Raw genomic sequence first — 12,830 nt, forward strand, 5'->3', positions numbered from 1 at the left:
ACCCCATCATTCCACCTCTTGGATTGTTAGTTCTCCTAACATCTGAAATTTTCGTTCTTTTGTTAGTGCCTGATTTTGTCCTTCAACCACGAAGGCTTTGTTCAGGAACGAGTCGCACTAATGTCCATGTCATAGCCTGCCCGGACTGCTTTTTTCTGTTCCTCGATCTTCATACGGTTAATATCCGTCACCTTGCTTTTTACCAGTTTGATCGCCTTCATCTGGTCGATGGACTGGATATGGAAATTCACCATCAGGTTGCTGTCCATCTCCAGAAACTCTGCCAGCATCTTGTCGGTAAGTTCCGGTGCAAGGATCTGTAAATAGGAAACAGCTCCCATCGTGCCGCCCATCTCAAAATCTTTTCCATTCTTAAATACAAAACTGGTCGGTGCGACATAATCCTTGGTACTAAGCCCTGTCCGAAGTACATCGTCATAAGAGAAATGGAACGGAACTTTGCTGTCCTGGTTAAAGGTTTCATACATGATCTGTAACCGTTCCTCTCCGTTCAGCGGATAGGCAGATACCCCAAGGATCTTAAAGTTATTCAGAATATCCGACTCGATACGTTCCAGTTTTGGCCGTGCTTCCCGGATATTCTCCGCTTCAATCCCAAATGTGATATATTTGGTACGCATCAGCCCGTTATTTCCTTTTGCCAGCTGGTTATTGAGCATCTGGGCAAACTCCATACGTAGGTCATCAAATTCATCCTCCTGCGGATTGATATGGATGACCTTCTCATACTCTGCCATGTTGCTGTGCTGGTTGATAAAAGACAGCTGAAAATGAATTGTGCTGTCAAAGTAATTCAGGAAATCACACCAGTTTTCAAAGATGGCGTTCTTATCTTCATTCTGTGCCAGCTGATAGTTGATGTCATAAAAACGGATCGTCTTGGAATAAAACTTGTCCTGCACCCGGCAGATACCGTCCCTTCCCATCTCATGGTATGGAATCGACTGCTGTGCAGTGATCCTCTTATCTCTGGCACTATCCGGTGTTTTCTTTCCTGTCCCACTGCCTTTCGTTCCGGAAACCACTTTTCCTGCCGGACGCTGCCCCGACGGTGCTGCGACAGATCTGCTCTTTTTCTTTTTTGCGTTTTTCTTTGCGTCACGCACTGCCTGCTTTTCTGCTCTGGCTGCCAGCTTTGCTTCCCTTTTTGCATTTTTCTTATCCGCTTTTTCATGTTCCTTATGCAGTTTTTCTTCATATTTCTGTGCCCTTTTGAGGGCTTTCTTTTCCCTGCGTGTCAGTTTCCGGTTCGGTCTGCGGACACCTCTTCGCCGTTCCAGTGCTTCATACCCTGTCACCATAGGCTCATCATGCAATCTGCCGCTTACTGGTTTTCTTTTCATTGCGGGGTCTGGAAGTTCTTCTTCTCCATCCTCCTCATCCAGCCAGTAATCATCCGGATATAATTCGTCTAAGCTCTGTGGCGGCTGTCTATCGTTTTTTCTTTTTAACACCCTTCGTTCCCCCTTTCTTCTTTTTGACCACGGTATACTTTTTCTCGTACATATTTTCCATCTGGTACTTGCGTACCGGAGGACGGATAAATTTTACGGTGATCATATTTTTTAAGACCTTTTCTAACGGGAGTCCATCCTTCTCATACATGGCAAACAAAAATGCCGGAAGCATCAGAAGGCACATCCCGGTCGCTGCGTTACTGGAACCAATGATTCCCCTGCTTAAGAAATAAAACGGAAGCCCTACCGCCGCCGCAATCCCAAAGCAGATCAGCTGCCGTTTCGTCAGGTTGAAAATGATCTTATTCTTGACCTTGGTTAAGTCTTTAGGCACAGATACAAATGCCATTGCCAGTTCCTCCTTTCTTAATGGGCGTTAAAGATACTGCGGGCGAAGTTTCCTGTTTTCATCAGACTGAAACACAGGATCACCGTGTATGCCATCACGCCGAACAATGCAGAATGTATGTTATCTGACATCTGGATGTTTGCGACCAGGACCGCATAGATTCCCACACAGACCATCATAAAAAATCCCTGGAATGCCAGTGCAAACAATCCACGAAGATAGTTGTTCCCGATCTGCCCCCATTCCCGGTTGGACATGGTTGCGAACGGGATCGCTCCAACGGACGAATAGAGATAAATCTCAATCATACGTCCATACAAAATCACTGTAATAAAGACTGAGATAATCTTCATACACAGGCTTACAAGCATCGTTTCCAGTGCCAGTATGACAAGTTCACCGATCTCCATAGATTCCATCGCCGTCTCCATCGTGGAGATCATCGTATCTATATTGATCGTTGTATCAGAACTGATAACCCCAGCTGCCCGGCTGACTACGGACTGCCCGACATCAAATACCGCCATCGTGATCGTAAAGGTATGGCTGACGATCCAGACTGCCACCCACATCTTGAAAAAGTATTTAAAGAACATCCAGGTGTCGATGTCGTGCATGTTGTTCTTTTCCGTCAACATGGAGATCAGCTCATAACAAAGTACAAATGTGATAATCATACCGGCAATCGGTACAATGACCGACTCGGAAAGATTCTGTATCATGCTGTAAATGCTGCCATTCCAGCCCTGCGGTGTCTGCCCAACCTGAGCAGCAATCTGACCGGTCTTTTCATTGACATCGGTATACATTGTTGTCAGGTTGGAACTTACCATGCCTGTCAGAAGATTCCTCATCCATTCTTCAATCGCTTCAAATATCCGATCCATGAGTCATCTCCCTCCTGCTTCTCTCAGCTGAACAATCCGGACAGTAACGGTACCAGCTGGGTGCCGATCAGAACGACACCGCCTCCTGCCATCAGCTGTTTTATCCCCAATTAGGTGTAAAACTCTGCTCGATGGCGGGCGGCGGCGTACAAAAAATCTATATGGTGTTTTTAAGAGAATCGTCCCGGCGGGACAGGTCAGGCAGTGACCTGTTCCACCTCCGGGATGGGTTTGAGATTAAAATGAATTTCGATAGAAATGTGTCTTGTTTTATCTTCGTCAATGCGCTCATGCACGACGATTTCTTTGATTAAGCGGTTAAGGGTGGCTGCGTCCAGCTCTGTGATGTTGGCATATTCCTGAATGGCTTCCACCCATTGTTTTGCGTCATTGGCAAGCTGGGCTTCATCGGACAGCCGCTTCCTGCCCTCGGACACTTTTGCTTTAAGCTCCGTCTGCTCGGTCTGTGTCTTTTCCAGCATGGTGTTGAAATTCTGCTCACTGATACGCCCTGCAATCATATCCTCATAAAGCCGCATGACCATTTTATCCAGAACCTCAATCCGTTCCTCGTCCCTTGTAAGGGAGCGTTCCATTGCTTCCCGCTGTTCCCGCTGCTCGGCTTCACAGGTATTAGTCAGGCGGTCGGCAACCGCTTTCCCGTCCATCAGGGCAGCTCTGGCACATTCCCGGATTTTCCGCAGCACATGGCTGTAAAGGGTGTCATAGTCAATCCGGTGCTGGGTGCAGTGGTTCTTTCCAAAGGCATTGTAGGTCTTGCAGGAATAAATCTGCTGGGGATGTTTTGCGTTTGTGTAGCGTATCGTCAGCGACTTCCCACACTCGCCGCATTTTATCAGTCCGGCAAACAGGCTGATTTCATTGGTCTGCCCCGGACGCTGGCGGGATTTCAGCTTGTTCTGCACAATGTCAAAGCTCATGCGGTCAATCAGCGGTTCATGCTGTTCCTCCACTACAATCCAGTCCTCCGGCTTCTTTTCCCCAATCGTGCCGATTTTGAAACGGTAGTCCTTTTTCTGGGAAGCAATCGCCCCGGTGTAGACGAGATTCATCAAAAGGTCTTTGATAACTGAGAAGTCCCACATATACCGCCCGTTTTCCGGGTCTTTCTTTTCCCATTTGGTGCGGGTATTGCGAAGCCCCCGTTCCCGGTTCCACCATGTGGGGCAGGGGATTTTTTCTTCCTCCAGCCGTCTGCGGATATAGTTCGGACCATGACCGTTTAGGGCATATCCGAAAATCAGCCGCACAATCGGGGCGGTTTCCTCGTCAATGAGCAGATGGTTTTTGTCCTCCGGGTCTTTCCGATACCCAAACGGGGCAAGACACCCGGTAAACTGTCCTTTCTGCGCTTTCAGAAGATAAGAGGAATGGACTTTCTTGGAAATATCCTTGCTGTACATCTCGTTCAGGATATTCTTGAACGGGGCAATATCGTTGTTATCCCGCAGGGTGTCGATACCGTCATTCATGGCGATATAGCGGACACCGTTTCTTGGGAAAAAGTCCTCAATCAAATGCCCGGTTTGCAGATAGTTACGCCCCAGACGGCTGAGGTCTTTCGTGATGACAAGGTTGATCTGCCTGCGCTCAATGGCTCTCAACATTCTCTGTAAATCAGGACGCTCCATATTAAGACCTGTGAAACCATCGTCCTGATAGACTGCCACAACCTCCCATCCCTGCTTTTCGCAGTATTTTTCCAGCATATCACGCTGGTTTGCGATACTGGCACTTTCGCCTTGCAGGTCATCGTCCTTTGACAGCCTGCAATAGACCGCTGCACGATACCCTCCGGCAAGTGCCGAACCGATTGTTCTGTATTCCATTTCGTTCATCATAGCCATTTACCCACACAATCCAGACGGTATCTGGCTCTTTTGAACCTCATCTTCATTATAGCTCATATCTTTCCTTTTAGCAAGATATTCTTTCGTATTTGTCTTACCGTATTTCTGGGAAATCAGGCTGACGAACACATCGGTTGCGTCCAGTTCCCCGTCAAATACCGTTGTAACATGAATCTCTGTTTTGTTTTTTGCCATAGGCAGTTATCCTCCATACATGAAAATAGCCAGACAGAGGGTGTCGGCAACGAAGTTCGGCAATGGGCTTCAAAAGACCTTGCAAACAATCTCAATCTGGCGATGGTTACTATTTATACTTTTCTTTTATTTTTCTGTTGTTTTGGTTGTCATAGGGGAGAAAAGCCGATAGTTTCGGGATTTTCCCCGGCAACCGGCTCGGCAACGGGATAGCAACAGGGGGTGCAACGGGCTGCCATTTTCAGAACGGAAGCTCCATCTGTTCTGTGACCTCCACAAAACCGTCCATCGTTTTTTCAGACGGGTTGCCGGAGTCCGTTGCCGGGTTTTCACGCTCCCAGCCCTTTTGTCTGCCATATTCGGAAAACATTCTTGGGTTTGGGAAGTACCGCCAGCCGGAAATGCACTGGTTCATAATCTCGTTGATTTCCCGGATTTCCCATTGCTTCGGCTCGTCAAAGACATGGTTCAAGGCTTCCTTGTAGAGCTGCTTGGAGCAGACCATGCTCCCGGTGTACTTATCAAGATACGCCTGTATCATCCCGGCTTTGGTGTCCTCCGGCATAAAATCCCTCTGGTGTTCTTTGAGATACCGCTGCATGGCGGGGCTGAAAGCCAGCTTGAACCTGCCGCTTCGGTAAATCTCCATCGCTTCCGCCCACATCTGCTCGATATAGGCTCTGGAAGCAGCTTCGTCCTCTAAAATGTGAACCTCGGCTTGCTCCGGGTACACCATGACGGGGATAAAGCGGCGGTTGCCGGAACGGTCAAGGGGCAGGAAGTCAAGGGCATTGGAAGTGCCGCCAAACACGCACTGACGGGGGCGGTCTGCCGGGTGGGTTTCATAGGGTATCTTGTAAACCTCTTTCTGCCGGCTTAAAAATGACTTGATTTCCTCAATGCTCTTGGCGTTTGCGGTTGCCATCATTTCCGACATTTCGATAATCCAGTGACCTTGCAGCTTACGGTACACATTGTCATCGTCCAGCTTCCGCAAATCATCGGAGAACCACTCGTCCCGGACTGCCAGCAGACGGAAGAAGGTGGACTTTCCAGCCCCCTGACCGCCTACCAGACAGAGCATGATTTCAAACTTGCACCCCGGCTGAAAGGCTCGTGAGATTGCACCCAGCAGGAACAGCTTCAACGCTTCATAGGTGTAATCGTCTGCGTCAGCCCCCAGAAAGTGCCGCAGACAGAAACGGATTCGTTCTGTCCCGTCCCACACAAGGGCACTTAGGTAGTCCCGGATGGGATGGTACTTGTTTTCATTCGCCACAATCCCGATGGCATTATCAATCTTTTTCTCATTGGTAAGCCCATAGGTTTCTTCCAGATAGAGAAGCAGATACTTCATATCCGTATCGTTCAGGGCTGTGCTTTCTCTGTGAAAACCGATGGGCTTTATGATGTCCTTGCGGTCGGTCAGGATGTTGTATGCGATAGCCCCGGAAAGCAGAGGGTCACGCTGGAATACGGTCAGGCAGTTCCGTATGCTCTGGCGGACACCGCCTTTCTCGGTGGTTTCCAGCCCCGCCTTGATTTCCTCAATGCTCTGGGGCGGCTGCATGGCGTTCATGGTGTTTTTTAGTTCTTGCTGCGTCTGCGGCTGCAAGCTCTGCCATTCGCTGTTCAAGCTGTATCACATCCTTTCCGTAGTCCGCAATCAAAGCCGCTTTTTCCTCTGTCTCCCCGAACAGCAGCACATCCAGCAGATATTCCACATGGGCTTGCTTTTGTAAGGCTTCCACAAACCGGGGATGAAAGGCTTCCTCTGGGGAGTGCGGGGCATATTCCGTTCTCCATGCCCGAAGCAGGTGGAGATAATCGGCAAGGATACGGAAGCAGCGGTTCTTTGCTTCCTGAAACTGTTCCTCCGGGGATTTCTGCCGGGGCTTGGGCTTTTTTGCCTTTCCCGGCGGTTTCCAGTCCTCATAGGAAAGCCCAAAGTCATTTGCCAGTTGTACGGCGGCTTCTTTCTTTGCCAGCCCATACAGGGCGGCGGCAAAATCAATCACATCCCCATCCGCACCGCAGCCGAAGCAGTGGTAACGCCGATCCAGCTTCATGCTTGGGGTTTTATCATTATGGAACGGGCAGCAAGCCATCCCGTTCCGACCTACATGGATTCCATAATGCTCCGCAGCCTGTCTTGTTGTGACGGACTGCTTCACAGCTTCAAATACATTCAAATCTATCCCTCCTTGAAAAAAGAAAAGCACCTGACATTCTCTGATTGAAAATGGCAAGTGCCTGTTAAAGTTCCATATCCTGTTGTCTGTGTTTCGTCTGTTCCTGGGCAGTTCTTTGTGCTTTTTTCTCGTCTGCCTTATCCTGCAAGACTTCCTTGATGGGCTGCTTCTTGGGCGGCTCTTTGCTTTCCTCTGTGCCGGGGGTGGCTTTCTGTACCCAGTAGCGGATATCCCGCAGCTTCTTCAAATCCTCCTGCACCTCTGTCAGCGGTACTTTCAGCTCTGCGATTTCGCTGAGAAGTTTTTCCTGCTCCTGTTGCAGTTCCTTTTGGGTGCTGTCCTTATCGTCCGGGTGCTTGGCAAGGTAGGCGGCGGCTTTCGCATACCGGGCGACCTCCGGGTGTTCCTGTTTGAATTTCTCCTTTGTTTTCTTGAAAAATATCTTCTGGTACTTCTCATAGACAGGCTTACATTCCTTGCAGTCTGTCCGGCTGGCAAGAATCCCGTCAATCACTTTGCTGCGGGCTTCCTTTGGCTTCATCTGACTGCGGTAATCTGCGGCTGATTTCCCGGAAGATTCCAGAAATACTTCTAAGTCCTCCACAGTAGAAAGCCCCTTTTGACGGAGATAGGACAGGGCTTCGCTGACTGCCTTTAAGTCCTGTGAAGTCCCCCGGTTCTGTCCAGCCCTTGTCCAGTCCTTCCGTTCTTCCTTTCGTATCTCCATATACTTCATCAGCAGATTGGGAAGAAGTGTCGCTTCCTCCGCCGCCTTTTGTGCAAGCAGTTCTTTCCGTTTTTCTCCCAGCTCGGTAATCCAGCCTTTGAGGTTTTGGATGAGCTGCCGGATGGACTTCATCAGGCGGTTGGCGGCTCTGATGTCCCGGTTCAGGTTGCCGATGTTCGTCTGGATACCCCGCTTTTCCATCTGCCGGACAGCAGCTCCCTCATGGACAGTAGGGATAATATCAAGCCCCTGTCTGGCATAAGAACGCAAGTCCACACGCTCTGGGCGGTCATTGGCTTCCAGATAGCGGTTCTGGATGACCTCCCATTCATGCCGCCAGATTTCGCAATACTTCTGGTCGTTCCAATCCACCGTATCCTCCTTGTGGCTTTTCCATCTGCCGGACGGAAGTTTTATCCGTTCCCCGTTTTCGTCAAGGTCATAAACCTTGCGGCTCTTGGGAAGCCATTTTCCATGTTCGTCCATTGCCCTCATAGTGAGCATGACATGGGCGTGGGGATTGTGTCCCGGCGGATGGGGGTCATGGATTGCAAAATCAGCAATCATGCCTTTGGAAACAAACTGCTGCTCACAAAACTCCCGGACAAGGACAGCATACTGGTCGGGTGGTATCTCTCTTGGGATGGTAAGCACCCACCTCCTTGCAAGCTGGGAGTTCCATTGTTTTTCCACAGCTTCGGCGGCGTTCCATAAGGTATTACGGTCTGCATACTCCGGCGGGGCATTTGCTGGGAGCAGAATCTCATTGTGGACGATACCACGCTTTTCCGGGTAGTGCTTCACTTGCTGGTCGTATTCACAGAACAGCTTTTCGCCACTCTGGTAAGCAGCGGCGGCAACCGCAGACTGCCGCTGGCTGCGCTGAACAATCGTGATTTCGTTGTGTGGACAGGGCATTTCGTGTCCCTCCTTTCGGTAATTGGTGGACGGGGTGGCGTTTTACCACCTCATTTTGGGCAGAAAAAAAGCAGGAGAACTTTTTCAGATTTCCTGCTCGGTGTGCCGCTGTGTGGGCGGCGGGTATTTAGTAATACATTTACATAGTTTTGTGCAAGTACCAAAGTCGAACAATAAATACAACTTGTCCAATAGCATACGCCCCAATAATAGTGAAACATGGGACTACTGTCATATATCCAGTGAAAATCAAAACAAAAATAGAAACGGAAATCGTAACATTCATTACCTTGAAGCCACTTGCCATAGCAGCATTACTAAGCGAAATATTTCTCTCATCATTTTCCTCTATTTCCATTTCCTTGGTTTTCTTAACGAACAAATCGCACGCACCAGATGCAATCAGTAAAATTCCAATGAGAGATGTACCTACTACTATTAAGTCGGGGCGTGGAACAGGTATTATTTCATGTATTCCCAAACCGTACGTTAGCAATCCTCCCAGTAGAATAATCATTCCTGTAACTATCATTAAAATCAACAACCTTTTTTTCATAATCAATCCTCCTCGTAAATAAAAATTTCTTCGATACTCATGTCAAAATATCTGGCAATCTTAAACGCCAACTGAATAGATGGGTTGTAGCGTCCGTTTTCCAAAGAGCCGATGGTCTGTCGTGATACTTCCAATGCATTAGCTAAATCTTCTTGTTTTAATCCCCGTTGCTTTCGTAATTCTTCCAGCCGATTTTTCATGTCATCCTCCTTTCCAATGGAAAGTTTGCTTTCCGTGCTTTCATTATATCAAATAGCCTGTATATGTCAAGTGTACTTTCCATTTCTTTTTGAAATTTTATATACTTGTCGGCTGGGAACAGCTTGCAACGCAAGGTGTCCCCAGATGGCAAGTCCACAAAAGGGTAGCTGGCGGCAGCCAGCGCAGGGGAAGCGTAGCGTCCCCTGTTTGATTTGGCGAAGACCATGACTGCGGAAAATCACAGCCCTCCGGCGAGGAGCCTTCGGAGAACGCAATGCACCAACCTCTGGGTGGTGTATAATTGCGCCCTTAGTAAACTAAGGGGTTTCCGGCTTCTCCCGTTCCAGCATTTTTTTCAATAGTTCCTGCGTGTCCTGCCTGTGAAAAATGAGTTTCAACAACAGCATGACATCATCATCTGTTAGGCGTTCCGGCTCTTGCAGAAAACTTTCCAGCATACCGCCACGAGTGCAGAGCCGGTGCGTCCGTTCCTTTCGGGTAAGCTGCTTTAACTGGTGCTGCAATGCCTTTTCATCATTGATGGCTTTCCGCAGTTTCTTTTCGCTTTTCTCCAGCTCCCGGTTGAGCTTTTCCAGCTTCGAGGTATCAGGCAAGGGCAGCGTCCTCCTTTCCCGGTATCAGCACATAAATCCTATTCGGTTCTCCCACGCCCTGACGCACCCGCATGATAAGTCCGGCGTTTTCCAGTTCATTCAGAGAACGCTTGACCGTCATGGGACTGCGGGACAGGACTGCGGCAATGGCTGTGACAGGGAAGCAGACAAACAGGATTCCGTTCTCGTCCTCCTGCTCTTTGGATAGCATAGCGTCCAGCATCCGGCAGTACATGACCTTTGCGGTGCTGCTGACTGGAAATCCTGTCAACGCTCTGGGAAATGGCATACAGGGCGGCAATGGTGTGTCTATCGTCATAAATTCAAAATTCATTCGGTGTGTTCCTCCTTTTTCTTTGATCGTTTGGATAAATAACGGGGGCAGTCAATCACAACCGCCCGGAAGCTCTGCTTGCACCCATGCTGGCATTTCCGGCATAATTCGTTGTAAGTGACACGCCCCCGGTCATTGAGGTAAAAGGAAAGCTCATGCTTCCTCTTTTTGCTCATTCTCGGCATATTGTATTTCCTCCCGTTTTAGTGTATGGTTTCGGGGCGATTTTCGGCAAAATTACGGTCATAGAGCCGATTAAAATCTCCCGAAGTATCAGCGATAGGGTAGACTATCCCCCTATCAGATTGTCGTGTTTCGGTATCATTTCGGTGTCAGTTCGCCAGTTCTCCCCGGTGTCGTTCCTCCCCTGAATCTCACAGCGGCGTATCGCTCCCTTTGGTACGCTCGTTTCGGTCAGGGTTCCTCCACATCCCTGCCAAAAGTCATGGCGCTACATCGCCGGGGAAGCATATCCCACACAGGCTGGTCATTCGATTGGAATAATCCATCGATGAACTACCTGTATCATAGAACATTTTTGTGCCCTGTGCCGTATGTCCACAAAGTAGGAATTAGGGGTAAAAATCAGAAATTTCCACGATTGCGGAAAGTGTGATATAATCCAGATAAGCGGCAGCAATGAAACCATTGGAAAGGAGCGTGCGCCCATGAAAGGAGCAACAAGCATACAGGAACGCCTTTGGGAACTCCGCAAGGACAAAGGCTTAAATCTGGAAGAACTATCAAAGCTGACAGGCATTTCCAAATCAGCTCTTGGAAGTTATGAAAAAGAGGATTTTAAGGAAATCAATCATGGCAACCTTATCACGCTGGCAGACTTCTATGGGGTCTCTGTTGATTATCTACTGTGCCGGATAGAGAACAGGGAGCAGATCAACACACCATTGACGGAGTTGCATTTGAATGATGAGATGGTGGCACTGCTGAAAAGCGGTCGGATTAACAACCGTCTGCTCTGTGAGCTTGCTACACATAAAGATTTTATCAAGTTTCTTGCAGACATTGAGATTTATGTGGACGGGATTGCTACCATGCAGATTCAAAACCTCAATGCACTTGTCGATACCGTCCGGCATGAAATCATTGAGCGGTATCGCCCAGGCGAAGATGACCAGCATTTGAAAGTGCTGCAAGCCGCCCATATCAGTGATGATGAGTATTTCAGTCACATGGTTCTGGATGACCTCAACCTGATTATCCGGGATATTCGGGAAGCCCACAAAAAGGACAGTGAGAGTGCGCCCCAGACCACCGTTGCCGATGAATTGAAAGAAAATCTCGAAGCAGTCGAAAATTTCAAGGGCAGCCGGGATGAAAAGCTGGTTGTCCTTTACTGCAAGCAGCTCGGTATCAACTATAAAAATCTGTCAGACGAAGAATTTCGCTGGCTGATTCGGATTCTCAAAAAATCAAAGAAAATGGGAACGCCTATCAGCCAGAGGAAAAAACGGTAAAAAAAACCGCTGTTGCATGGTTGGGGTGCCTTCCATGTAGCAGCGGTTCTTGCTGTGGTTATTATTTCATTCGTTTTCTTAATATCCGGCGATAATTTGTTTCTCCCTTTGGTGCGTCCTGTATAATTTCCAACACACCATCTTCAAGCATTTTATCAATGCGATTAGAAATCCATACATCACTAATTCCAAGTTGATATTTTCCTAAAACATTACCTATAACAATAGCCATTTTGAATTGCTCTGGCTGTTCTGCAATTTCACGAAGAATGAAACTATCATATATATCTTCTGAAACACTTTGCAATTTACCATTTAGCATTGCACGCAAAGGTGCATTTTCATTTTGAAGTTGATTCCATTTCATAGCACAAGCTGAAAGAAATACAGGCTTAGCTTTTTCTTGTAGAGTTATATATTTTCCCCATTCGCCAGGAGAAACCTCACCCCATGCTATTTTGGATGTCATAGTATTTTCTTTTCCATATTCCCAGGCAGGTAACTTAACCAAATAAATTGTTGTCTGACAGTTTAATGGTCGAAGTTGTTTCATAAGCCAGTACATACCGCAAAGTTCATCCGGATTATAGCTATACCAAATACGAACTTCTTCCCCAGCTACATATCGTTCAATAACCGAAGACAATGTAGTTTTAATTTTCTGTATTTTTTCTTCAACCTGATAGTCTAAATCCTCTACAAACCAGACAGACAGCATTTTCTTGAGAACATTTTTCCGCTGTTCGCCAATTCCATTATCAGAAATATCTCCCACACTAAGAGCCATATCAAAACAATAAACATCACTGCTCTTGCCTCCCAATGGAATAGCATTCTCCCAAGCAATATGTTCTTGTTCCTGTGCTTGAATTTGTGCTTCTTTCATTTCATCTGAAGATGGAACACTCCCATCTTCGTGCCTCATAAAGACCGAAACTGCACTTCCTCTATACTTTCCCTTACCGTAAGTTTGGGCAATTTTCAAACTTCCACAGGCACTTTCACCAAATACAATTTCAATCATCTTATATAC

The 12,830-nt window shown here is 47.7% G+C and carries 14 protein-coding genes and 2 pseudogenes; 1 reads left to right on the plus strand and 15 read right to left on the minus strand.

The genetic code is table 11. The features are described from left to right. Window positions 1-119 precede the first annotated feature (119 nt). The 14 genes and pseudogenes from LQE94_RS12815 to LQE94_RS12880 all read right to left on the minus strand — a co-directional run. A pseudogene (locus LQE94_RS12815) lies at window positions 120-1,475 on the minus strand (VirB4-like conjugal transfer ATPase, CD1110 family); the annotation flags it as partial. Then, window positions 1,453-1,827, minus strand: a complete 375-nt coding sequence (locus LQE94_RS12820; RefSeq protein WP_117547081.1) for a PrgI family protein — start codon at window positions 1,825-1,827, stop codon at window positions 1,453-1,455. The pseudogene LQE94_RS12815 and the gene LQE94_RS12820, both read right to left, overlap by 23 nt. A gap of 17 nt (window positions 1,828-1,844) precedes the next feature. Beyond that, window positions 1,845-2,714, minus strand: a complete 870-nt coding sequence (locus tag LQE94_RS12825) for a VirB6/TrbL-like conjugal transfer protein, CD1112 family (protein ID WP_117944178.1) — start codon at window positions 2,712-2,714, stop codon at window positions 1,845-1,847. A gap of 23 nt (window positions 2,715-2,737) precedes the next feature. Continuing rightward, window positions 2,738-2,821: pseudogene (locus LQE94_RS12830) on the minus strand (Maff2 family mobile element protein); the annotation flags it as partial. A gap of 90 nt (window positions 2,822-2,911) precedes the next feature. Then, window positions 2,912-4,582: a recombinase family protein gene (locus tag LQE94_RS12835; RefSeq protein WP_240577895.1), complete on the minus strand. Its 1,671-nt coding sequence runs from the start codon at window positions 4,580-4,582 to the stop codon at window positions 2,912-2,914. Next, window positions 4,583-4,780: a hypothetical protein gene (locus LQE94_RS12840; protein ID WP_003020324.1), complete on the minus strand. Its 198-nt coding sequence runs from the start codon at window positions 4,778-4,780 to the stop codon at window positions 4,583-4,585. A 241-nt stretch (window positions 4,781-5,021) separates the two neighbouring features. Next, entirely contained in the window at window positions 5,022-6,359 is a 1,338-nt protein-coding gene (locus tag LQE94_RS12845; RefSeq protein ID WP_240577917.1) for a virulence-associated E family protein, read from the minus strand. Further along, window positions 6,328-6,972, minus strand: a complete 645-nt coding sequence (locus tag LQE94_RS12850) for a CHC2 zinc finger domain-containing protein (protein WP_117461919.1) — start codon at window positions 6,970-6,972, stop codon at window positions 6,328-6,330. The genes LQE94_RS12845 and LQE94_RS12850 overlap by 32 nt, the downstream gene beginning before the upstream one ends. Window positions 6,973-7,036: 64 nt before the next feature. Beyond that, the gene (mobQ, locus tag LQE94_RS12855; RefSeq protein WP_240577896.1) at window positions 7,037-8,617 is read right to left on the minus strand and encodes a MobQ family relaxase; all 1,581 of its coding nucleotides are present in this window, start codon (window positions 8,615-8,617) and stop codon (window positions 7,037-7,039) included. A gap of 139 nt (window positions 8,618-8,756) precedes the next feature. Next, window positions 8,757-9,173, minus strand: coding sequence for a hypothetical protein (locus LQE94_RS12860; RefSeq protein WP_117594166.1), 417 nt, complete (start codon window positions 9,171-9,173; stop codon window positions 8,757-8,759). Between the two features lie 2 nt (window positions 9,174-9,175). Next, window positions 9,176-9,373: a helix-turn-helix transcriptional regulator gene (locus LQE94_RS12865; protein WP_117888473.1), complete on the minus strand. Its 198-nt coding sequence runs from the start codon at window positions 9,371-9,373 to the stop codon at window positions 9,176-9,178. Between the two features lie 318 nt (window positions 9,374-9,691). Beyond that, entirely contained in the window at window positions 9,692-9,988 is a 297-nt protein-coding gene (locus LQE94_RS12870; RefSeq protein WP_009296086.1) for a DUF3847 domain-containing protein, read from the minus strand. Then, window positions 9,981-10,322 (minus strand): DeoR family transcriptional regulator, encoded by a 342-nt coding sequence (locus LQE94_RS12875; protein WP_054328106.1) that lies wholly within the window; start codon window positions 10,320-10,322, stop codon window positions 9,981-9,983. The genes LQE94_RS12870 and LQE94_RS12875 overlap by 8 nt, the downstream gene beginning before the upstream one ends. Next, window positions 10,319-10,507: a hypothetical protein gene (locus tag LQE94_RS12880; protein WP_054328105.1), complete on the minus strand. Its 189-nt coding sequence runs from the start codon at window positions 10,505-10,507 to the stop codon at window positions 10,319-10,321. Before LQE94_RS12880 ends, LQE94_RS12875 begins: the two co-directional genes overlap by 4 nt. 483 nt (window positions 10,508-10,990) lie before the next feature. Here LQE94_RS12880 and LQE94_RS12885 point away from each other — a divergent pair, with 483 nt between their 5' ends. Further along, the gene (locus tag LQE94_RS12885; RefSeq protein WP_117471349.1) at window positions 10,991-11,797 is read left to right on the plus strand and encodes a helix-turn-helix domain-containing protein; all 807 of its coding nucleotides are present in this window, start codon (window positions 10,991-10,993) and stop codon (window positions 11,795-11,797) included. Between the two features lie 61 nt (window positions 11,798-11,858). Here LQE94_RS12885 and LQE94_RS12890 read toward each other — a convergent pair whose 3' ends face one another. Beyond that, a complete protein-coding gene (locus LQE94_RS12890) occupies window positions 11,859-12,821 on the minus strand; it encodes a DUF3658 domain-containing protein (protein WP_014078537.1) in 963 nt (320 codons plus the stop codon). Window positions 12,822-12,830: the final 9 nt, after the last annotated feature.

Source organism: Mediterraneibacter sp. NSJ-151, assembly GCF_022487435.1.
In the GTDB taxonomy this organism is placed as follows: Bacteria; Bacillota; Clostridia; order Lachnospirales; family Lachnospiraceae; genus Schaedlerella; species Schaedlerella hominis.